The organism is Pectobacterium sp. A5351 (assembly GCF_028335745.1).
Taxonomy (GTDB): domain Bacteria; phylum Pseudomonadota; class Gammaproteobacteria; order Enterobacterales; family Enterobacteriaceae; genus Pectobacterium.
The window spans coordinates 2,249,203-2,271,581 of the sequence record NZ_CP116477.1; the positions used below are offsets into that span (position 1 = coordinate 2,249,203).

Genomic DNA, 22,379 nt, shown 5'->3' on the forward strand with positions numbered 1-22,379 from the left:
TGCAATTTTTATTATTGTTTCAAAGCTCATTTTTTCTTTAAATATCGGTAACTTCGGCACATTATCCAGCAAGGAAAGGCATGACCAGCGCAGACCTTATTCGTATCGCCTGTGAACGTTTCGATCGCGGAGAATTTAAACAGACGTTGGCCCGGCGTATTGCCCATGCCAGCGAGAGCCAGAAAGCCGGTAACCAGCGTGCACTGAACCGCTATCTGGCTGATGAGATCCAACCCGCGTTGCAGGCCATGGGATTCAGCGTCACGTTCATCACCTCGTCAGACGACCGCCATCCTCCTTTTCTGCTGGCCGAACGTATTGAAGACCCCAGCCTGCCGACCGTGCTGTCTTACGGCCACGGTGATGTGGTTTTCGGTGATGAAGAAAACTGGCGCGATGGGCTCACGCCGTGGGAACTGGTGGAGGAAGGCGACCACTGGTACGGGCGCGGCAGCGCGGATAACAAAGGCCAGCACAGTATTAACCTGATGGCGCTGGAACAGGTATTTCAGGCGCGTGGGCAGCGTCTGGGCTTCAACTGCAAACTGCTGTTCGAGATGGGCGAAGAAATTGGTTCACCGGGGCTTGCCGAGCTGTGCCAACAGCACAAGCAGACGCTGGCAGCCGATATCTTTATCGCCTCCGACGGGCCACGCCTTAGCGCAGAACGCCCGACGCTGTTCCTCGGTTCTCGCGGCTGCATCAATTTCCGCTTACGCATCAAGGCACGCGAGCAGGCCTACCATTCTGGCAACTGGGGTGGGCTGTTGAGCAATCCGGGGACACAGTTGGCGAACGCTGTCGCCAGTCTGGTCGACGGACAAGGACAGATGAAGATCGATGCCCTGCTGCCACCGCCGTTAACCCCCGCGCTGCGAGAAATTCTGAGCACCATCACGCCTGCTGGTGGTGAGGACGACCCGGCGATTGACGCAAACTGGGGCGCAGAGGGACTCACGCCTGCCGAGCGGTTATTCGGCTGGAACACGCTGGAAGTGTTGTCATTCATTACTGGCAATCCGCACAAGCCGGTGAACGCGATTCCCGCCGACGCCACGGCGATTTGCCAGTTACGCTTTGTCGTCGGTACCGACTGGCTGCATCTGGCGCAACATGTGCGCCAGCACCTCGATCAGCACGGCTTCACGCAGGTAGACGTTGAGGTGCTTAACACCTCTCCGGCGACGCGCTTTAACCCGGAAGATCCGCTGGTGAACTGGACGCTGGCACTGATGCAGCACATCAGCGGCAAACAGCCTGCGTTATTACCGAATCTGGGCGGATCGCTGCCTAATGATGTTTTCGCCGACATCCTCGGCTTGCCGACGCTGTGGATCCCGCACTCCTACCCAGCATGCGGCCAGCACGCGGTTAACGAACACCTGCTGAAATCCGTCGCCCGCGAAGGATTAGCGATCATGACTGGCCTGTTCTGGGAACTGGGGGAGCAAGGGCATGCGTTACTCGAAGAGCACAGAAGGTATGCATATCAGAAGTGATGTTTAGTGCTTATCTTCTCTGTCTTTCACTGGCATTAAAAATTAGGCTGAGGTGGAGATGACCGCCGAGTGAGCGGCATGGACGCCGCGAAAGCCAGTGCCGCGTCTGGAACGCGTCACTGGAGGCTCGGAATACGGTCATGGACAGCGAAGGAACCGCGTAAGCGGCATAATTTCAGCCATTAGCCTGGGTTCATAGGGCAAGCGGCATTTGAGCTGCCCTATGTCGGGCGGGATACAGTGTTATAAACGAGCACTCATACCAATACGCACGAAACGTTCCCTTTACTTACATAGATTAAGGGCTTAATTACACACAAAACCGTAATTACTTTTTCATCCACTCCGGTTTCTGGAACGCGTGGAACATGGAGTTTTTGTCTTCAAAGAACGCAGCGAATTCCGGCGATTGAACGGCGGCTTTCAGATCTTGAGCAAACGGTTTATCAGCATCTTCCGCCCGCACGACGATCATGTTTTTCAGGTCTTCCGGCAGCACATCCAGTTGAATCGCGTCAGACAGATTCAGACCAGCAGCCATCGCGAAGTTGGCATTAATCAGCGACCCCGTTACGCCACCCAGTGCACGCGGCAACTGTGCAGCTTCCAGCGGCTTAAAGACCAGCCCTTTCGGATTTTCCGTGATATCACGCAGCGAGGCTTTAGTTGGCGTAATCTCTGGGTTGATTTTGATCAGGCCATATTTTTGCAGAAAATCCAGCGAACGTGCCAGATTGGACGGATCGTTTGGCAGCGTGACGATATCGCCCGCTTTAAGCTCATTCAGCGAGCGGACTTTGTTGGAATAAAAGCCCATGCTGGCTGTCGGTACGGTAATCACTTCAGCCAGTTTCAGCCCTTTATCCGCGCTGAAACGGTCAAGATAGCGGCGGTTTTGAAACAGGTTGGCGTCGATACTGTTGTTCGACAAGGCCAGGTTCGGCTGGATGTAGTCGCTGAATTCGCGCACTTTCACGTCGTAGCCTTTTTTCACCATTTCCGGCTTGATCGCTTTCGTGACCATATCGCCATACGGCCCCGGCGAGACGCCGATGGTGATTTCTTTGCCTGCATCTGCTGCGTAAGCCTGAGAGATGCCCAGCGCCAGCATGAGTGGAATGAGTTTTTTCAATCGCATCGTCGCGTTCCTGTCTGTCTGATAGAGTCAATGTTCGCCGTTTTGCTAACGGCATTCTTGTTGTCGTTATATAGAGCGCCAGCACAGGGTTAAGATCGAGATACCGGGAGCGACCACGGTGCGAGGTATCCCTACGGGAACCTCATCACCGTGTTTCTCCCTAAATCCATACTCTTATGCCCTGCATGGCATCGCTCATTATTTTTTCTATTTTTATAACGTTATTCCCTGGTGTTGAATAACGTTTTACTGCTCACATGTTTTACTAAAAAAGGTTACTAAAAAGGCTGATTCAAGAATCAGTTAAAACAAAAAGGTTTCCTGCCCGTAGCAATATTTGTCGTACAGCTCAGGGGTAATCTCGAAGCCGATTCCCGGTTTATTTGGCACCGCAACGCAGCTATCTTTGTCCAATTCAACAAACGGCAGCATGAAGTCTTCATGCCAGTAGCGAGAAGACGGCGGAATATCGTGCGCGTAGATAAAGTTCGGCAGCGTTGACACCGCAATGTTGTGTGCTTTACCGACCGCCGTATCCAGCATACCGCCACACCACACCGGAATATTGTGTGCCTGACAGTAGTCATGAATCAGTTTGGTTTCGGTAATGCCGCCGACACGCGCGACTTTAATATTGATGATTTTGGCACTGCCCAGTTCGATCGCTTTACGCGCGTCTTCAACCGACGCAATGCTTTCGTCCAGACAGATGGGCGTATTCACCGCCGCCTGAAGTTTGCGGTGGTCGATAATATCGTCGTGCGCCAGCGGCTGTTCAATCATCAGCAGATTGAATTTATCAATGCGCTTAAAGAACTCGATATCATCCAGGGTGTAGGCGGAATTGGCGTCCACCATCAGCGTAATATCACCAAACGCCTGACGCAACGCCAGAATATAATCGTAATCTTTTCCCGGCTTGATCTTTATTTTGATGCGCTTGTAGCCTTCATTCAGGAAATTATCGACCACGCTGACTAATTTATCGGCGGTATCCTGAATGCCAATACTCACACCGGCTTCAACGTTATTCCGCACACCGCCCAATAATTGATACAGCGGTACGCCTTTTATCTTCGCGTAAGCATCCCAAATACCGCCTTCGATTGCCGCTTTAGCGCAGTTATTACGCTTTACCGGCGCGAAAATATCGCGTACCTGCGAAGGATGTTCAATATCCCCGGCCTGCTTAATCATCGGGATCAGGAAGTCACGCATAATATGCCAGGCAGTGACGTTGGTTTCTTCGTTATAAAACGGCAGAGAAATAGCCGAGCAATCGCCGTAGCCAATCTGTCCGCCAGCATGAACTTCCGCGATGGAAAAGTGTTTCTCCGTCTGCGTCGCAAAACTGGTAGTAAATGGCGTTTTCAGCGCCATTTTCATTTTTCTTAATACAATTTTGTCTATTTTCATGACATCTCTCTGCTGCCCTGAATACCCTATTCTGTCGTGGTTTAGCGACGTTCGCGCTTATTTGCCCGCCGCGATAGCCTATCACCCAGCGTTTGCACGACCTGCACCAGCACAACCAGCGCAATCACGGTCACCACCATCACTTCGGTTTCATAACGGTAATAACCGAAGCGGATCGCCAGATCGCCCACACCGCCGCCGCCGACAATCCCCGCCATGGCCGAGTAACCAATCAGGCTGACCAGCGTGATCGTCAGGCCACGTAATAATCCTGCCAGCGCTTCCGGTAACAGCACGGTTCCGATAATGCGCGTCGGGCTGGCACCAAACGCTTCTGCCGCCTCCACAATGCCGGGATCGACTTCGCGCAGCGCGGAATCCACCAGTCGAGCATAAAAGGCAATCGCCGCGACAGACATCGGCACCGCCGCAGCCACTGGCCCTATTGTGTTCCCCAGCAGGAACTGTGTTAATGGCAGCAACAGCACCAGCAGGATCACAAACGGGATCGAGCGGATAATGTTTACCAGAATGGTTGATACCAAATAGATAAAACGGTTTTGCCAGAATAAATGACGATCGGTCACATAAATCGCGATACCTAACGGCAGGCCGAATATCACCGCACACAGCGTTGAAATACACACCATCGTGAAGGTTTCACCGAAGGCAAAAACTAATTCACCAAATAACTCAGCCATTGATGACCTCCACCCCAAAGGTATTCTGTCGAATATAAGCAATAGCGGCCGCGAGGTTATCCGCCGCCGGATCGTCACGGTATGAAAGCTGGGCGATAATATGCCCCAGTGCGCGATCGTTAATGTATTCAATATTGCCGTGCAGAATATTTACCGATACCTGAAACTGCTGCGCAACGTCGGATAATATGGGCTGCTCTACCGAATCATCGGCAAAGAGTATTTTCAGCAAAACACCTTTATTATTCTGCTTAAAACGTTCCGGTAATTCGATCGGGCTGGTATGGCTAACCAGCTGTTTGGTGTAGGCGTGTTGCGGTGAGGAGAAGATGGTAAAGACGTCGCCCTCTTCCACAATATTTCCGCCCGTCATCACCGCCATGCGCTGACAAATACTTTTAATCACGCTCATTTCGTGGGAAATAAGCACGATCGTGATACCTAATCGGACATTGATGCTTTTCAATAGCGCCAAAATAGACGCCGACGTTTCCAGGTCCAGCGCCGAAGTCGGTTCATCACACAGCAGCACCTCGGGGTGGTTGGCAATCGCACGGGCGATGCCCACTCGCTGCTTCTGTCCGCCACTCAGTTGCGCCGGATAAGCGCTCCCTTTGTCCTGCAAGCCGACCAGCGCCAGAATCTCCGGCACGCGCGAGGCGATTTCTTCTTTACTCTTACCTGCGGCACGCAGGCTGAATGCCACGTTGTCATACACATTGCGCGTATGCATCAGATTAAAATGCTGGAATATCATCCCGATACGCTGCCGATGCTGGCGCAGTTCGCGGCCGGACGCATCGCTAATCAGCGTATCGCCCAGAAACACGCGTCCTTCAGTCGGGCGCTGCAATAAATTGATCGTCCGCAGCAACGTACTTTTCCCCGCGCCACTGGTGCCGACAATCCCAAAAACTTCACCCTGTTGAATGGTCAGGTTGACGTTGTTTACCGCTCTGGACTGTGCTGCTTTGCCGGTGGGAAAATCAACGCTCACGTTTTCTAACCGAATCATTACCTGACTCACTCCTGCTGACTGACTATTTTAAGAAACGTATCGTCGGCATACGCAAACGGATGCCTGTTTGATGTAAGGGCAAAATCTACTCCCCATCGTTTAAGTATCGAGATACACAGGCGAGGCCTCACTGCGGGAACCTCCCCCTGTGTTTACCCTAATCACGGGCTTAAATGATGCATAGTAGGGCAAGGCCTTCCCTTATTGTTTTCGTATAACTTTTGAGGATAAACGCCTTTTTTGTTGAGGGGTAACCGGGCTATTTGTGGCTGCCATTTTTGTTAAAATTAGATTAATTACTTATAAATCAATTAAATATTGAAAAATATTCGTCCATTTAAAGTAGAGAGAAATGAGCTTTGCGTCAATGATAAAAAAAGCAAATCACCCTTCTGTTTTTTAGAAACTTTTTTATGCCTTTTTCTTCTATATAGGTTACCGTCGTCTCGTTTATCCACGTGAGGCTCATGACATCACCTGATATAAAAAATTATGATAATTCTTTGATAAGTATCTCAAAATATATCCTGAAACATTACCATCACAATCAACACCTAGCCTGAACGTGACCAACAAACATTTATCCTCTAAATAATTCGAAATGTTAGCGTTTTGCACAACGCAACGCGTTGGCCCGCAGTCAACGTGCATACAATTTGGAGTATGACGAGTCTATCCTCCCGATTAAGGATGCCACTATGTGTCATCGCGCTATTCTTCTATCCATAAGCAAACTGCTGCCCGTTGTCAGCTTTTTCTGGTTACCGCTCTTTGGATTTGCTACGGTATTGTGACGCGTATTAATCATGAAGCGACCACAGGGCAGTGCGAGCAGGCACTGGTAGATGCAGAAGGCATCAACTATCTCTATTTTCTGGCAGATGCGTTGGGCCCAAAACTCGGTAATGCATTTATCAGCGCCTATAATCGCGGCGAGCTGCGCAAGGCAGCAGCCTTAATCAAAGCCTCTGAAATCAGTACTATCAAAGCCAAACTTCACTTCGACTATCCTCGCCCTTTCTTGCAGCAAAATAACACTATTCATCTGGTGCCAGATACTGCTGTGATTAGCGATAAAAAACCCTATACCGCTTCCGGCGGTGCGTTTCCTAGCGGGCATGCCAGCAGCGGCTACACCGATGCGCTGCTGTTAGCAGAAATGCTCCCTGAACGCTTCGTCCCGCTGATTGATCGCGGTGCGCGCTATGGCTATTCACGCATCGTGCTGGGCGTGCATTATCCGTTGGATGTAATCGGCTCACGGATGATTGCCGAGCGCAATGTGGCGCACTACCTCAACGATCCGCAGTATCGCCGGCTATTTGAACAGGCTAAAACGGAGTTACGCAGTGCGTTAGAGAAAACCTGTGGCACAACGTTGAGCAACTGCGCGAAGAGTGCACCACAGGATGACCCCTACGCCGCACCGGAAATGAAGACATTTTATCACTACACGATGACGTACGGCCTACCCGCGCAACCTGGTACAGCGTCTCCGATTAGCGTTCCAGCAGGTGCGGAAGTCCTGCTCGAAGCCGTGCTCCCTCATCTTTCCGCGGCCCAACGCAGAAATCTGATGGTAAAAACCGCACTGCCGGACGGTTACCCACTTTCCGGCACGCCTGACGATAAAGGTATGCAGAATTTCTGGCAGCGCCTCAACCTGCACGACGCCGCGCTATTGGCCCCCACGCGCGGGCTATGACTTCTGCACGTGGGTATGGGGGACTGTCAGCACATCTCTCAGCGTGGTTAAAAACACATCGGCGTGTTCTTCCTGAAACACCAGCGGCGGACGAATTTTCAGCACATTTGCCGCTGGCCCCGTCGCGCTGATCAGCACACCGCGCTGGCGCATGGCATTTACCACCTGCCATGCGGGTTCCTTTGCTGGCGCTTTGCTTTCACGGTCGCTAACCAGCTCAACACCGATAAACAGGCCGTAAGCCCGAATATCGCCGAGTAGCGGGAAATCCTGTGCCAGTAGCTGCAACCCCTGTCGCAGATAGTCACCAACCCGCTGAGCATTCTGCTGCAACTGCTCTTCGCGAATCACCCGTAGCACCGCGTGCGCCGCCTGACAGGACACCGGATTGCCGCCGAAGGTATTGAAATAGCGAACCTCTCGCCCAAATGCCTCAAATAATACGGAACGTCCAACCAGCCCGGCGATAGGATGCCCATTGCCCATCGGTTTCCCTAAACTCACCAAATCCGGGATGACGCCGTGACGCGCAAAACCCCACATTGACTCCCCGGTGCGGCCAAAACCCGGCTGCACTTCATCCGCGATAAACAATCCGCCCGCCTGACGAATCAGCGCCGCCGCCTGTGCCATTTCGCCTTCCGGCGCACAGAACACGCCGTCGCTGGAAAAAATGGTATCCACCAGCAGCGCGGCAGGACGAATACCTTCCTGCTGCATCTGTGCCAGCGCGTCACGAATACTGGTAAGAAACGCGCCGGGCTGACGATAGGAATCTGGTGCGTCAATCAGCTTCACATGACTACCGCGCGCCACGCCATCGCCCAGCGACGGCGACAGCTCCGCCAGCGCACTGGTCACGCCGTGGTACGCCCAGCGCGTCACCAGGACGCCCGTCCCCCCCGTAGTGTGGCGGGCAATGCGCAACGCCAGATCGTTGGCCTCACTGCCGGTACAGGTCAACATCACGGTGTTCAACTCAGCGGGGAACTCGCTCAGCAAATCCTCTGCAAAATCGACAATTGCAGCATGCAGATAGCGTGTGTGGGTGTTGAGCTTAGCGCTTTGTTGCGCTATCGCCTCCACCACCGCCGGATGGCAATGCCCCACCGACGCCACATTGTTGTAGACATCCAGATAACGCCTGCCCTGATGATCAAACAGCCACACGCCCTCACCGCGCGCAACATGCAACGGTTCCTCATAAAACAGGCGGTAACCGCTGCCCAATACCCGCTGACGGCGCGTCAGCAACGCTTCTGTTGTTGTCATTTCAGACGTGATTTCGCTCTGATTCATCGCACATCCTCCGGGCAAACCTGCTGTAGGCGAGTCACAAACTGCGCATGGGAATAAGTTGCGATGCGCTGCAAGCTGTGCCAACAGCGCGGTACATTACGCAGCAGATACTCCCGATTGTCGGGGTAGCGTGATGCCCGCCATTGTGCAATCGTCAAGGTCAGCGCCATGCGGGTCGCAATTAAATCCGGCAACAATGCGATCTCCTCCGGCGCGAGCGGCCTGTTCTGGTGATACGCAACGATAAACGGCACAACATGTTCCAGCAGATCCGCTCCGTCACTGATTTGATACGCCAGCGCCGTCGCCACTTCGCAGATTAACGGAGCCAATACGGCGTCGCCAAAATCGATAATGCCCGTCACCCGCGCCGGTGACGCCCCTTCTACCAGTACGTTATGCGGATTCAGATCGTTATGAATAACCTGGCGGCGTAACATCGCTAATGCGGGGGCGACACGGCTGTCATAGCGGTCAAAAATACGCAGAAGATGCTGGTGCTGTTGCCGCTCAGAAATGAAATCAAGATAAGGACGCACCTGCTCTGCGCGGCTGATATCCCACAGCAGTGAACGGTTCGCCGCCGGATGCGTAAAGCCGTGCAGCGCATTGTCCAACTGCGCCAGCGTGCCGCCCAACTGCGGCATCAACGCCGTTGAAGGCGCGGTCAGATGCTGCGGCGTGCCTGCCAGATAGCTCACCAGCCGCACGCGCAGCAGTGCGCCGTCGATCTCAACGCAGGTTTCCGCACGACCTGCTGTTGTTGGCTGGATTCGCGGTACGGGCAGTTCAGGGGCCTGCTGCGCAAGGTGCAGCAGCAGCGCGGTCTGAAAATCGCTGACGTCGGCAGGTTCCGCCGCATTGATCACCTTCAGCATATAGCGCTCATCTGGCGTGACCGTCAGGCAGAAATTCATGTCACGCTCGCCCTGTAACAGCGTCATCTGCCCGGACAACCCATATTCTTGCTGCGCAATCGCCAGCGCCTGCGGGCAGGAAACCTGCGGTACGGCCTGCGTCATCAGTTCATCGTCGTGCGATACCGGCTCAGCAAACACGGGCTGATTAGACGCCGAAGGCGGGTATGAGGGGAAAAGTACGCTGAGTCGTCCGTCAGACATGTTGTCCTCCGTTGATATGGATTTCCGCACCGTTGACATAAGAGGCACCGGACGTGCAGAGGAAATAGATCAGGCTGGCGACCTCTTCGGGTTTGCCTAAGCGCTGCATCGGCACCTGCCGTTCAATGATATCGCCCGTCCCAGGGGACAGAATCGAGGTTTCGATTTCTCCCGGCGCAATCGCATTCACACGAACGCCGTGCGGACCAAAATCAAATGCCATTTCTCGCGTCAATGCGGACAGCGCCGCTTTTGACGTGGCATAAGCGACACCAGCAAAAGGATGCACCCGCGATCCGGCAATCGAGGTCACATTAATTACGCAGCCCTGCGATGCCTTGAGTTCATCGAACAAGCCGTTTGCCAACAGCGCACAGGAAAACAGGTTGACGTTGAAGACCCGCAGCCAGGTCGCATAATCCGTGTCGCGCACGCCCAAACGCTGCCCGTCTGCGCCTTTTGGCGAAATCCCCGCGTTATCGACCAACGCATCCAGCCGCCCGCCCAGTTTTTCCTTAATCAGCGGCAGCGTCTGTTGCAGGCTGTCGACATCTTCCAAATCGAGATGAATGTGATTAAGCAGTTTTTCCGCCCACGGGCACTCTTCCGCCCAGTTCTGACGCGACGCGGTAAAGATCCGCCACCCCGCCGCGTGGAAATGCTTAACGGTGGCATGCCCGATTCCCCGGCTGGCACCGGTCAGCAAGAGTGTTTTTTGCACTGTCATACCGAATCTCCTGAGCCTTTGTAGACGATAATGTTGTACACGATCATCAAAATGGTGTTTGATGCATCATAAATTAGGTTTTAAAAAAAGCTGAAAAATATTCAGCAAAAAAGCAATTTTTCCCCTTGGCGAAATGCGCCCTTAAACACATTTTTATGCCGAATCAGAGAGCGTTTCGTGCGCTACAGCACTGCCATTTCATGCAACTTCGTAGCACGCGCCCGACGCAGGGCGGCTCACTCGCCGTCGCCCTGCGAACCCTGGCTTCCCGGCTAAATTATGCCGCTTCGCGGTGCCATCGGTGTTCATGAGCACTATTCGAGCCGCCAGTGACGCGTTCCCGACGCGGCACTGGCTTTCGCGGCGTCCATGCCGCTCACTCGATGCTCATGCCCACCGCTGCATAATTTCTTACGCCGGATAACAACTGCCCCACTTGTGCCTTACATTAATGGCGATAAGAAACAGCATGCAGATATCAACGCGCATGAAACATAACTCTGACACGGATTAACTCCCACTCCGTAGACGCTCAGAACGGCGGCGTAAAATCTCCATCACGATCAACAGGACGAGCGCGGCGCCCACCATCATGCTCGCGGCGGCGGCTATCGTCGGGTCGAGGTTTTCGCGGATGCCGGCAAACATCTGTAGCGGCAGCGTGCGCTGGCGCGGGCTGGCGAGGAACAGCGTGACGATCACCTCATCAAACGAGGTCGCAAAGGCAAAGAGCGCCCCCGAGAACACGCCGGGCGCAATCAGCGGAAACGTCACCTTGCGAAAAGCCAGCAGCGGCGAAGCGCCCAAACTGGCGGCGGCACGCGTCAGGTTGTGATCGTAGTTCTTCAACACCGCCGTGACCGTAATCACCACGAACGGCACGCCCAGCATGGCATGTGCCAATACCAGCCCCAAGTAGCTGTTCAACAGCGATAGCTTAGCAAAAAAGAAAAACATCCCTACCGCGACAATCACCACCGGCGCAATCATCGGTGAAATCAGCACCGCCATCACCAGTGACTTACCGCGAAATTCACCGCGCACCAGCCCGACTGAGGCCAGCACGCCAAGCACCGTCGCCAGCAGCGTGGCAAGCGGCGCAATCAGCAGGCTGTTGCCCAACGCGCCCAGCCACTCGCTGGAGTTAAAAAATTCACGATACCAGCGCAGGGAAAATCCCGTCAGCGGATAGCTCAGAAACGAACCGGCATTGAATGAGAGCGGAACAATCACCAGTACGGGCACGATTAAAAACAACAGCATCGCCGCCCCGTAGAAATTAAAGAACGTGTTCCACAGACGGATCACCACGTCACCTTGCTGTCTCATTTATTATCTCCCCAATATTAAGGTGTGCCTAGTGCGCCGCGGCTTCCGCATTGGTGCGCGTGACACGGATGTACACGACGTACAGCAGCGTCACGATGATCAGCAACTGCGTCCCCAGCGCGGCCGCCATTCCCCAGTTCATGGTGGTATTGGTGAAGAACGCGACAAAATAACTCAGCATCTGGTCACTCGGCCCGCCCAGCAGCGCTGGCGTAATGTAGTAGCCAATCGCCATCATGAAGACCAGCAGCGCCCCTGCCGTGACACCCGCGTACGTTTGCGGCACATAAACCCGCCAGAAGGCAATAAACGGATGCGCCCCCAGTGAGACAGCCGCCCGCACGTAATTCGGGGAAATGCCTTTCATCACCGCGTACAGCGGCAGAATAAAGAACGGCAGCAGGATGTGGGTCATCGAGATGTAGACGCCGATACGGTTGAACACCAGCACCAGCGGTTCATCGATAACACCGATGTTCATCAGCGAACGGTTAATCAAGCCGCCCGACTGCAACAGCACAATCCAGCTCGCGGTGCGCACGATCAGCGATGTCCAGAACGGCAGCAACACCAGAATCAGCAACAGGTTTGCCCGATTAGACGGCTGCTTCGCCAGCCAATAGGCCAGCGGATACCCCAATCCCACACATAATAGCGTCACCACACCCGCCATCAGCAACGTGCGCAGCAGCACGTCGACATACAGCGCCTGATCGGCAGGCTGCGGGACAATCTGCTGCGTTGTGGCATCAACTTTATGGTCAAACACCGCCAACAGGTAATAGCTGGTAAAAGGCCGCGCTGCGCGATCGAACGTTTGCCAGGTCGCCAATTCCCCCCACATCGGCTGCTCGCGTATCAGTTGAGCGCGTATGTCGCTGCTGCCCTCAGCGGGCAGCTTACGCAATGTTCGGGTAATCAGCGTACGGTATTCCGCCCCTTCATACCCCAACCGTTTGGTAATCGTGCTCAGCTTACCGCTGCTGCGGGCATCGCGCAGATCGCCAACCAGTGCCCGAAAGACCGCTTCATCCGGCACATCGTTGCCCGACCATTGCCGCATAGCAGCAATGGTCTGTGGCATAGTGCCGCGCAATTCCGGGTTGGAGACGCTTTTCCCCAAAATCGAGGTGATCGGGAAGAGAAAACTCACCACGATAAACAGAAACAGCGGCGCAATCAGCAGCAGCGAACGCTTCTTATAAGCTTTCTGCGCTAGCCACAGTTGCTGCTTCAAGGTCGAATTTTCCTCGTTTCCGCCAGACGGTACAGCGGCGACGACATCACTCTGGGACATAGGCTCTTTCTCCATCATCACGTACGGTCAATCACTGCGGCTTTACTGCGCGGCCCAGGCGTTAAAACGCTGCTCCAGCTCTTCACCGTGATCGATCCAAAACTCAGTATCTACCTGCAATGCCTGTGCCAGATTATCCGGCGCGGTCGGCAGATTGGCAGCGACGGCTGGCGTTAGCAGACTGGTGGTTTTGACGTGTGTCGGGCCATAGGGAATGTTCTCGGCGAATACTTTTTGGTTTTCCGGCTGATTGGCAAACGCAATGAACTGCTCTGCCAGCGCCTTGTGCCTGGAACCTTTGACGATTGCCCAGCTATCCAGATCGTAAATGCTGTCGGCCCAGACAATCTTGAAATCATGCCCTTCTTTCTGCGCCGCCGCGACGCGGCCGTTATAGGCAGACGTCATCACCACATCCCCCGACACCAGCCATTGCAGCGGCTGTGCACCGGATTCCCACCACTGGATATTCGATTTGATCTGATCCAGTTTATTAAAGGCGCGATCGACCCCTTGCGGCGTCGCCAACACCGTGTAGAGATCGTCGCGCTTCACGCCATCGGCCAGCAGCGCGATTTCCAGCGTAAATTTGGCGCTTTTACGCAGCGCGCGCTTGCCGGGATACGCTTTCACATTCCAGAAATCGGCCCAGCTTTTCGGTGCCTGCTTCAGCTTCTGCGCGTTATAGGTCAAAACGGTTGACCACAGAAAAATCCCCGCGCCGCACTCGGTGACCGCCCCTTTAACAAACTGGGATTGATCGCCCAGTTTTGACCAGTCCAGCGGCTCAAACAGTCCTTCGTTACAGCCACGCATCAGCTCAGGGCCTTCGACTTCCACCACATCCCAGCCTACCTGCCCGGTTTCCACCATCGCCCGGATACGCGCCATTTCACCGTTATACTCACCGGCTTCCACCGTACCTTTGCCCGCCGCGGCGAACGGTTTGTAAAATGCCTTATCCTGAGCATCCTTGTTCAAACCACCGAATGAGATCACCGTGACGGATTCCGCCTGCGCCTGACAGGCCATCGTCACCAGAAAAGCCGTGGCCGCCATTTTCTTCAGTGCCGGACGATTGAAGAGGCCTTTCGCTTTGGATGTGTTGTTAATTTTGGACATCGTTTTGCTCCTGGAGTGTTAGCCAACGTAATAAGGTCAAATACGAACCACAATTTTTGCAGACTGCCTTTTGATGCATCATGCATCATGATAATCATGCAAAAAAATATGAGCATAAATTGTGCCAATTCAAAAATTTTATTGATGTTTTACTGCTGCGGCAGCGGGAACGGTGAGGAGAAGCATCAGGGATAGACAACCTCACTCTCCACCTGATGTCATTTCACCATTTTTGCCATCTTGTGGTGCAAGTCAGCATTGCCTTGCACCACCCAGACACATTGCGCGTCTGATATATATTCGTAATACTTCAAGTTGCATGTGCGTTGGCTACGTTCACTCACCCGAATCACTTACTTGAGTAAGCTCATCGGGATTCCTTCTCTTGCCGCCTTCCTGAAACTCGAATTATTTGGAATATACGCGTGCCGATATGGGCTATCGACACGCGTTTCTTACCGACGATCGGGACTACGTTTTATCTGGAAAGATCGACGCAGAGGTATTTCATTTCCAGATAGTCTTCGATACCAAAACGCGAACCTTCACGTCCCAGACCGGACTGCTTCACTCCGCCAAACGGTGCGACTTCATTCGAGATCAGACCGGTATTAATGCCGACCATGCCGTAGTCCAGCGCTTCCGGTACCGTCCACTGGCGCACCGCATCACGCGTGTAAACATAGGCCGCTAGCCCGAATTCAGTATCATTCGCCATCGCAATCGCTTCTGCTTCATCGCTGAAACGGAACAGCGGCGCGACGGGCCCGAACGTCTCTTCACGGGCGAAACGCATCTCGCGCGTGACCCCACCGACGATGGTTGGCGTGAAGAACGTGCCGCCCAGCTCATGACGTTTCCCACCTAACAGCAGCGTTGCCCCGTGCGATAGCGCATCGGCAATGTGTTGTTCAACCTTACTGACCGCATCAGCATCAATCAGCGGCCCTTGCGTCACACCCGGCTGCGTACCGTCACCGACATTCAGCTTGCGCACTTCCTCAACCAGCCGTTCGACCAGCGTGGGATAAATACCGTCCTGCACGTAGATACGGTTGGCACAAACGCAGGTCTGCCCACTGTTGCGGAACTTGGAGGCCAGAATGCCCTTTACCGCCTGCTCCACATCGGCATCATCGAATACGATAAACGGCGCGTTGCCGCCCAGCTCCAGCGACAGCTTTTTCACCGTTGGCGCGCACTGTGCCATCAGAATGCGGCCCACTTCCGTGGAACCAGTAAAGCTCAGTTTGCGTACCACCGGACTATCGCACAACACCTTACCAACCGACTGCGCATCGCCAACGATGACCTGCAACACGCCGCGCGGAATACCCGCCTGCTGCGCCAATTCCGCCAGCGCCAGCGCGGTAAACGGCGTCTGCTCGGCGGGTTTGACGATCATGGTGCAACCTGCCGCCAGCGCAGGACCGACTTTACGCGTAATCATCGCCGCCGGGAAATTCCACGGCGTAATCGCCGCACACACGCCGATAGGCTGTTTAATGACCAGCAGGCGCTGTTGACCCTGTGGCGATTGCAGCACGCTGCCTTCAATACGCTTGGCCTCTTCCGCGAACCAGTCGATAAAGCTGGTCGCGTAGGCAATTTCGCCCCGCGCTTCCGCCAGCGGCTTTCCCTGTTCCGCCGTCAGCAACGCAGCCAGATCATCCTGATTGTCCATAATCAGGCGCGCCCACGCCTGCAACAGCGCGGCACGTTCTTTTCCTGTCTTCTTACGCCATTCAACCAGTGCCTGTTCAGCCGCGGCAATCGCCTGCTCAGTTTGTGACACCGTCACCAGCGGCACCGACCCCAGCACTCCGCCCGTCGCCGGATTGGTGACGTTCAGACGTTCACCGTTTTGGCTGTCTTGCCACTCGCCGTTAATCAGGCAGTGTTGACGGAATAAGGCTTGTTGTTTCAGTAACGTTTTCAGTTGCATAGCTTCTCTTCTATCGTGTTAATACGCGCGTCAGGATGCTCAAGGCCTTGCTGAACTGATCGTCAGGCACCGTTAACGGGTACAGGAAACGAATCACGTTGCCATGCACGCCGCAGGTCAGCAGCAGCAGACCCGCTTCCAACGCGCGTTTCTGAAATTGACGGGTAATTTCTGCCGATGGTTTACCCGTATTCGGATCGTTAAATTCTGCCGCCACCATCGATCCCTGTGCACGAATCGCCACCAGCGCAGGACACTGCGCTTTGATATTTTCCAGCGTTTCCACCAGCGCGGCCCCCAGACGCTGTGCCCGCTGGCACAATTTCTCTTCTTCAATCACATCCAATACCGCCAGCGCGGAGGCCACCGATAGCGGGTTCCCCGCATAGGTGCCGCCCAGCCCGCCCGGTGATGGCGCGTCCATGACGTCAGCACGACCGACAACGCCTGAGATAGGAAAGCCGCCGCCCAGGCTCTTCGCCATCGTAATCAGATCCGCTTTCTCCGCGTAATACTCCATGGCAAAGAGCTTACCGGTACGGGCAAAACCCGTTTGTACTTCATCGGCAATCAGCAGAATGCCATGCTCATCACACAGCTTACGCAGCCCGCTAATGAAGGACGGCGGCGCAACATTAAAGCCGCCTTCGCCCTGTACCGGCTCCAGCAGAATGGCGGCCACCTGATCGGCAGCGATATCGGTGTGCATCAGGCGTTCAACGCTTTCCAGTGCCTGTTCAACGGTGATGCCGTGTTGCTCACTCGGATAAAGCGCATGAAAAATGGAACCAGGGAACGGCCCGAACCCTGTGGAATACGGTGCCACTTTGCCCGTTAGCGTCATGGTCAGCAGCGTACGGCCATGAAACGCGGCGTTAAAGGCAATCACGCCGGGGCGTTTGGTGTACGCGCGGGCGATTTTCACTGCGTTTTCTACCGCTTCAGCGCCGGTGGTAAAGAACGTGGTTTTTGCCGCGCCCTCAATCGGCGCCAGCGCGTTGATGCGTTCGGCCAGTGTAACGTAGCTGCCGTAAGGCACAATCTGGTAGGCCGTATGGGTAAAGCGCTCCAACTGCTCGCGCACCGCGGCAACAATTTTCGGGTGGCGGTGGCCGGTGTTCAGCACTGCAATCCCAGCAGCAAAGTCGATAAATTCCCGACCTTCAATATCCCACAGGGTGCTGTTTTCCGCACGCTCGGCATAGAAATCACACATGACGCCCACGCCACGCGGCGTGGCGGCCAGACGGCGTTGATTCAGTTCGCTATTCTTCATGGTCTGCTCCGGTATCCCAAACACATCTGTTAGTCGTTGAACGATGATGAGCCGAACGGTAACGGTTAGTGTAGTTGCAAGATGATGATGTCATTTAGACGCGAGATGGTTCTATAATCCAGTGCCAGTTTTGAATATTTGAAGGATCCACTTTTTGCGCTCACTTCTGACCGACTTGTTGCTTCAGCGTTTAGCGAACCAGCAAGACGGCGCGCTGAACAAGCGTTTATACGACTGCATTCGGCTCGCGATTCTCGATGGGGCGATTGCCGCTGGCGAGCGCCTGCCGTCGTCGCGCGATCTGGCACAGCAGTTGTCGCTGTCGCGCAATACCGTGCTGACGGCTTATGAACAGCTACTGGCTGAAGGCTATATTGACGCGCGCAAAGGCAGCGGAACCTTCGTCACGGAACAGTTGCCCGATGGCAATATGCAACCCGTGGACAGTGCCAAGGCGGGCGACGTGCGTGAGCCTAAACATGAGCTTTCGCGTCGCGGTATGCATCTGCTGGGTTATGCCGGTGCCTCCGCCCGGCAATGGGGGGCGTTTATGCCGGGTATTCCGGATATCGCCAGCTTTCCTCACGACCTATGGCGACGCATTCAAACGCGCCTGACGCGCCGCGTGCGTCCCGAACAACTGTCCTATTCACCGATTGGCGGTTGCCCCGAGCTGCAACTCGCCTTGGTGGATTACCTGCGCGTCGCCCGCTCCGTTGAGTGCACGCCGGAACAGATTCTGATTACTGAAGGCACCCATCAGGCGATGGATCTGCTGGCTAAAATGCTGTGCAACCCCGGTGATTTAGCGTGGATTGAAGATCCCTGCTATTGGGGAATTCGCAATGTTCTGACGATTAACGGCCTGCGCGTCGCCCCTGTCGATGTCGATGAACAAGGGCTGGCACCGCCGGAAACGCTTTCGCTCGATGCCATCCCGCGCCTGATTTGCGTGACACCGTCACATCAGTATCCACTGGGCGCGGTGATGAGTCTGGCACGACGTCAACGGTTGCTGGCACTGGCACAGGAGCACGGTTGCTGGGTAGTGGAAGATGACTACGACAGCGAGTTCCGCTTCTCCGGCAGTCCAATCCCCGCGCTGCAAGGGCTACAAGCGCAGTCGCCAGTGATCTACATCGGTACATTCAGCAAAACGCTCTACCCCGGCCTGCGCGTCAGCTACATGGTGCTGCCGCCACTGCTGGCGAAATCGCTGAAGACGGCGCATTCTGAGCTCTATCGCGGCGGACACTGGCTCACGCAGGCGACGCTCGCGCAGTTTATCCGCGAAGGCCACTACGCCGCGCACATCCGCCGTATGCGCCTGCTGTATGCCAGACGCCGTGCACTCTTGACGTCATTAATTGAGCAGCATCTGGGGGCGGATTACGTCGGGGATAGCAGCAACGCAGGGCTACATATGCTGCTCAGTCTGCCTTCCCACATCGACGATGTCGTGCTGAGCGCCGCGATCTTGCGCCGTGGCGTGATGGTTAAACCGCTTTCCAGTTACTATCTGCAACCCACTCAGCAGCGTGGTTTACTGCTGGGTTACGCCAGCGTGGAAGAAGAGCAAATGACACAGGCGTTCGCGGTGATTGTGGCCTGTATTCAAGCGCTGAATACGTCTCATCCGACTGCCTGACCGCATCTCATTTTCACACCAACTCATTCGCACCGTCACGGTGCCACCCGATACCAGCACGCCCCACGACGGGGCATCCATTGTGATGAATTAACGCATTTTAGCTTGCCACAGCTCGGTATTTTCTGCTTGCGAAGCATTCGGCATGGTTTATGCATTCTTATGAATAACAGTGACTGCCGGAGAGTGAAAAAATGAGAAATTATGTCAGCTTCAGGAATGTTCAGAAGACCTATGACGGCGACCGCCTGATCGTCAAAAACCTGAATCTGGATATTCGTGAAGGTGAATTCCTGACCCTGCTTGGGCCATCCGGCTCGGGAAAAACCACCAGTTTGATGATGCTCGCCGGGTTTGAAACCCCGACGCAGGGGGAAATCCTGTTACGCGATGCACCGTTGCACCATCTCCCGCCACATCAGCGTGACATCGGCATGGTGTTTCAGAACTACGCCCTGTTTCCGCACATGACCGTCGCAGAGAACCTGGCGTTTCCGTTGTCCATCCGTCGCCTGAACCGTGCCGATATCAAAGAGAAAGTGGATCGGGTACTGGATCGCGTGAAGCTCACCAGTCTGGCCGACCGCTACCCTGCACAAATGTCTGGCGGCCAGCAGCAGCGTGTCGCGTTGGCTCGGGCGCTAGTCTTTGAACCCAAATTGGTACTGATGGACGAACCGCTGGGCGCGCTGGATAAACAGCTGCGCGAACATATGCAGTTGGAAATTAAAGAGCTACATCAGTCGCTGGAGTTAACCGTAGTGTACGTGACTCACGACCAAAGCGAAGCGATGACCATGTCCAACCGCGTCGCGGTGTTTAACGATGGCGTGATTCAGCAAATGGACAGCCCCAGCGACATCTACGAAAAACCGGAAAACGCGTTTGTGGCGCAGTTTATCGGCGAAAACAATACGCTGCTCGCCACACGCGCCGAGGCCGAAGGCGCATTCTATCGGGCAACGCTGGACGACGGCACCTCGCTGCGCGCGCTGAAAGTCCGCCCCAGTTCACCGGGTCGAAAAATCACCCTCTGCATCCGTCCGGAACGTATTCACGTCAACGCGGCTCACGTCGATGACGGCATGCAGCACGTCAAAGCCCGCATTCAGCAGTTCATCTATCTGGGCGATCACGTCAGGATGATGACAGAAGTGGCGGGTCAGCCGCAGTTTATGGTGAAACTTCCCGCCAGCGAAATTCAGCCGCACTGGAAAGCCGGTACCGAAGTCAATCTGTCATGGCAGCCAGAACACCTGCGCGCGCTGGATAGCATCGTGATGCATTAACGCATAAAAATGACGCAGTGCGCTCACTTCCGCGCACTACGCCATTTGCCGCTCTACATTTTCGTTTTCCACGCAAACTATGTACCTTTAGCCTCCACTATCACTTCCCCTGCCCCCGGCTTAATAAAAGAGCGCATCAGCACAGACTGATATACCCGTCATACTGATCCTACCCACGTAATGTGGACACTGCCCTAAGCGAGGTTCTGGTTTTCATATTCTTCCGGGCTGAGACCGCCGCATGCACTGTGGCGACGCCAGCGATTGTCATCGCACTCGATATAATTAAACACCACCGTTCGCATTATTTCACGGCTGCCAAAGGACTCTCCGTGGATACATTCCACTTTCAGTGAGTGGAAAAAGCTTTCCGCACAGGCATTGTCATAACAGTAGATTGAAGGAAAAACAACAACACAATGAATGATATAAAGAAAAATAGAAAATAGCGCATTGAACAGCATCGTTTTCATTAAGATAAATATCGATAGAAAACAGTGAGCTACTTTGTATTTTACTGAATACCTTCCCCCAGAAATTACCTGCAATTTCACCTCTTAACAAATTTAACGGACTAATAACATGTCATCTGTAGCCTTCATTCTGTGCCTAATTATGGCCGCCGTTATGGTGCTGGTACATCCGGTGTTCTCAGTGCCGTTTATCATTGGCGCGTGCCTGATAACCGGTAAGTGCCGAATGCATCTGGATAGCAATACCAGCATCATTCTCGGCATCGTTGGTTTTCTCTTTTTTCTGACTTTCATCATATGCATTCGCAACTGGTTGAAATAGAATGTTAATCAGCGTTGAACAACGCATAGGATCAATAAATAATTAGCATGGAAATAGTTTATGCGGAAATATCTCTGCTTGTTTGTATTACCTTTACTAACCACAGCCTGCACTACCCCACAAAATCCCGCCACATGCTGGGGAAAGATAGAAATTGGTCGACACATCTACGATCAGCCAATTTATAAGCAAAGGGACGGTTTCTATATGAAGGAATATTTAGTCGGTGACGCCTTTAAATATACATGGGTTGAGAAGAATAAATTCAAAGACCTATCCGACTGCAAAGATAAGTTTAAGTAAGAAAAGATAATAAGGATCAGCCAGGGCTATAGCCCTGGCTGAAATAGAACGCTTATTTTTCGAAATATGGATTAACCCGCTTCACCGTCTGCTGGACCAACATATTCCGCCTCGCCATGAGGCGATCAATACGCTCCCGCTTCTGGTCTGCCGTTAAGATACGATCAATCCGGGTGAGTTCAATTTGGTCATTCAGTTGCTTCACCTGCTTTTGTGTCGCCGTGAACGCCTTGCGCTGCGATAGTTTCTCGCGGTTAAATTGCAGCGTTGTCTGTCCGGCCAGTGCAGCTAGGCGGTATCCGCACTGTCACGTTACTTAAACCAGCTCTGGAAGCGCTTCGGTCACAAATACAAATCACGGGGAGTCAGCGCCAAAATGAAATTGTCTATCATCACAGGGAATATGGCCTTACCGAAATCCAGCATTTACGCTTCGTTTTTCTCCCTCGACTACGCAACGGTGAGCAAAAAATTAGTTACTCTTTCTCGTCCATCGGGCAATTGTGGAATGCTGCTGTAAAACGATCTGGCATTCGTCGCCGTAATCCGTACCATACGCGCCATACTTATGCTTGCTGGTTACTCTCGGCAGGTGCAAACCCTTCGTTTATTGCGAACCAAATGGGACATGAGAACGCGCAAATGGTGTATGAAATCTACGGAAAATGGATTGAAGACATGAATGAAGATCAGGTTGGCATGCTGAATCGGAAACTCGCGCTGTGAATCGTTTTGCCCCTTTGGTGCCCCT

General features: G+C 53.9%; 18 protein-coding genes and 2 pseudogenes. 7 read left to right on the plus strand and 13 right to left on the minus strand.

The features are described 5' to 3' along the window. The first annotated feature begins 80 nt into the window (after nucleotides 1-80). Nucleotides 81-1,499: a M20 family metallopeptidase gene (locus O1Q74_RS10590; protein ID WP_271872837.1), complete on the plus strand. Its 1,419-nt coding sequence runs from the start codon at nucleotides 81-83 to the stop codon at nucleotides 1,497-1,499. 328 nt (nucleotides 1,500-1,827) lie between these two features. Here O1Q74_RS10590 and O1Q74_RS10595 read toward each other — a convergent pair whose 3' ends face one another. From O1Q74_RS10595 to O1Q74_RS10610, 4 genes are all read right to left on the minus strand, one after another. Then, nucleotides 1,828-2,637 carry a MetQ/NlpA family ABC transporter substrate-binding protein gene (locus O1Q74_RS10595; protein WP_225084806.1) on the minus strand — a complete coding sequence of 270 codons (810 nt, stop codon included), beginning with the start codon at nucleotides 2,635-2,637 and terminating at the stop codon, nucleotides 1,828-1,830. A gap of 303 nt (nucleotides 2,638-2,940) precedes the next feature. Further along, the gene (gene menC, locus O1Q74_RS10600) at nucleotides 2,941-4,053 is read right to left on the minus strand and encodes an o-succinylbenzoate synthase (protein WP_271872841.1); all 1,113 of its coding nucleotides are present in this window, start codon (nucleotides 4,051-4,053) and stop codon (nucleotides 2,941-2,943) included. A gap of 41 nt (nucleotides 4,054-4,094) precedes the next feature. Further along, on the minus strand, nucleotides 4,095-4,754 hold the full coding sequence (locus tag O1Q74_RS10605; RefSeq protein ID WP_271872843.1) for a methionine ABC transporter permease: 660 nt from the start codon (nucleotides 4,752-4,754) through the stop codon (nucleotides 4,095-4,097). Continuing rightward, nucleotides 4,747-5,769 carry a methionine ABC transporter ATP-binding protein gene (locus O1Q74_RS10610; RefSeq protein ID WP_271872845.1) on the minus strand — a complete coding sequence of 341 codons (1,023 nt, stop codon included), beginning with the start codon at nucleotides 5,767-5,769 and terminating at the stop codon, nucleotides 4,747-4,749. The genes O1Q74_RS10605 and O1Q74_RS10610 overlap by 8 nt, the downstream gene beginning before the upstream one ends. A 760-nt stretch (nucleotides 5,770-6,529) precedes the next feature. Here O1Q74_RS10610 and O1Q74_RS10615 point away from each other — a divergent pair. Beyond that, nucleotides 6,530-7,477, plus strand: a complete 948-nt coding sequence (locus tag O1Q74_RS10615) for an acid phosphatase (RefSeq protein ID WP_334311409.1) — start codon at nucleotides 6,530-6,532, stop codon at nucleotides 7,475-7,477. Here the strand turns inward: O1Q74_RS10615 and O1Q74_RS10620 are convergent. From O1Q74_RS10620 to O1Q74_RS10655, 8 genes are all read right to left on the minus strand, one after another. Continuing rightward, a complete protein-coding gene (locus O1Q74_RS10620; RefSeq protein WP_271872847.1) occupies nucleotides 7,472-8,776 on the minus strand; it encodes an aspartate aminotransferase family protein in 1,305 nt (434 codons plus the stop codon). The genes O1Q74_RS10615 and O1Q74_RS10620 overlap by 6 nt on opposite strands. After that, nucleotides 8,773-9,897 carry a phosphotransferase gene (locus O1Q74_RS10625; protein WP_271872849.1) on the minus strand — a complete coding sequence of 375 codons (1,125 nt, stop codon included), beginning with the start codon at nucleotides 9,895-9,897 and terminating at the stop codon, nucleotides 8,773-8,775. Before O1Q74_RS10625 ends, O1Q74_RS10620 begins: the two co-directional genes overlap by 4 nt. After that, entirely contained in the window at nucleotides 9,890-10,624 is a 735-nt protein-coding gene (locus tag O1Q74_RS10630) for an SDR family NAD(P)-dependent oxidoreductase (protein WP_271872851.1), read from the minus strand. The genes O1Q74_RS10625 and O1Q74_RS10630 overlap by 8 nt, the downstream gene beginning before the upstream one ends. A 510-nt stretch (nucleotides 10,625-11,134) precedes the next feature. After that, on the minus strand, nucleotides 11,135-11,953 hold the full coding sequence (locus O1Q74_RS10635; RefSeq protein ID WP_271872853.1) for an ABC transporter permease: 819 nt from the start codon (nucleotides 11,951-11,953) through the stop codon (nucleotides 11,135-11,137). Between the two features lie 28 nt (nucleotides 11,954-11,981). Next, a complete protein-coding gene (locus O1Q74_RS10640) occupies nucleotides 11,982-13,250 on the minus strand; it encodes an ABC transporter permease (protein WP_271872856.1) in 1,269 nt (422 codons plus the stop codon). A 42-nt stretch (nucleotides 13,251-13,292) separates the two neighbouring features. Then, nucleotides 13,293-14,372 carry an ABC transporter substrate-binding protein gene (locus tag O1Q74_RS10645; RefSeq protein WP_271872858.1) on the minus strand — a complete coding sequence of 360 codons (1,080 nt, stop codon included), beginning with the start codon at nucleotides 14,370-14,372 and terminating at the stop codon, nucleotides 13,293-13,295. 478 nt (nucleotides 14,373-14,850) lie between these two features. Next, nucleotides 14,851-16,317 (minus strand): NAD-dependent succinate-semialdehyde dehydrogenase, encoded by a 1,467-nt coding sequence (locus O1Q74_RS10650; RefSeq protein ID WP_271872860.1) that lies wholly within the window; start codon nucleotides 16,315-16,317, stop codon nucleotides 14,851-14,853. Between the two features lie 10 nt (nucleotides 16,318-16,327). Further along, the gene (locus O1Q74_RS10655) at nucleotides 16,328-17,593 is read right to left on the minus strand and encodes a 4-aminobutyrate--2-oxoglutarate transaminase (RefSeq protein WP_271872862.1); all 1,266 of its coding nucleotides are present in this window, start codon (nucleotides 17,591-17,593) and stop codon (nucleotides 16,328-16,330) included. A gap of 154 nt (nucleotides 17,594-17,747) precedes the next feature. On the opposite strand from O1Q74_RS10655, the gene pdxR reads away from it, so the two are divergent. Together pdxR and O1Q74_RS10665 are read left to right on the plus strand one after the other, a co-directional pair. Next, nucleotides 17,748-19,241, plus strand: a complete 1,494-nt coding sequence (pdxR, locus tag O1Q74_RS10660; protein WP_271872865.1) for a MocR-like pyridoxine biosynthesis transcription factor PdxR — start codon at nucleotides 17,748-17,750, stop codon at nucleotides 19,239-19,241. A 194-nt stretch (nucleotides 19,242-19,435) separates the two neighbouring features. After that, nucleotides 19,436-20,530: an ABC transporter ATP-binding protein gene (locus O1Q74_RS10665; RefSeq protein WP_271872867.1), complete on the plus strand. Its 1,095-nt coding sequence runs from the start codon at nucleotides 19,436-19,438 to the stop codon at nucleotides 20,528-20,530. Between the two features lie 194 nt (nucleotides 20,531-20,724). Here the strand turns inward: O1Q74_RS10665 and O1Q74_RS10670 are convergent. Then, nucleotides 20,725-20,922 (minus strand): annotated as a pseudogene (locus O1Q74_RS10670) (IS3 family transposase); the annotation flags it as partial. A gap of 190 nt (nucleotides 20,923-21,112) precedes the next feature. Between O1Q74_RS10670 and O1Q74_RS10675 the strand changes: the two are divergent. From O1Q74_RS10675 to O1Q74_RS10680, 3 genes and pseudogenes are all read left to right on the plus strand, one after another. Beyond that, nucleotides 21,113-21,325, plus strand: a complete 213-nt coding sequence (locus O1Q74_RS10675; RefSeq protein ID WP_271872870.1) for a hypothetical protein — start codon at nucleotides 21,113-21,115, stop codon at nucleotides 21,323-21,325. A 60-nt stretch (nucleotides 21,326-21,385) separates the two neighbouring features. Continuing rightward, the gene (gene cor, locus O1Q74_RS20360) at nucleotides 21,386-21,628 is read left to right on the plus strand and encodes a phage exclusion lipoprotein Cor (RefSeq protein ID WP_442953075.1); all 243 of its coding nucleotides are present in this window, start codon (nucleotides 21,386-21,388) and stop codon (nucleotides 21,626-21,628) included. 279 nt (nucleotides 21,629-21,907) lie between these two features. Beyond that, nucleotides 21,908-22,354, plus strand: a pseudogene (locus tag O1Q74_RS10680) (tyrosine-type recombinase/integrase); the annotation flags it as partial. Between the last annotated feature and the right edge of the window lie 25 nt (nucleotides 22,355-22,379).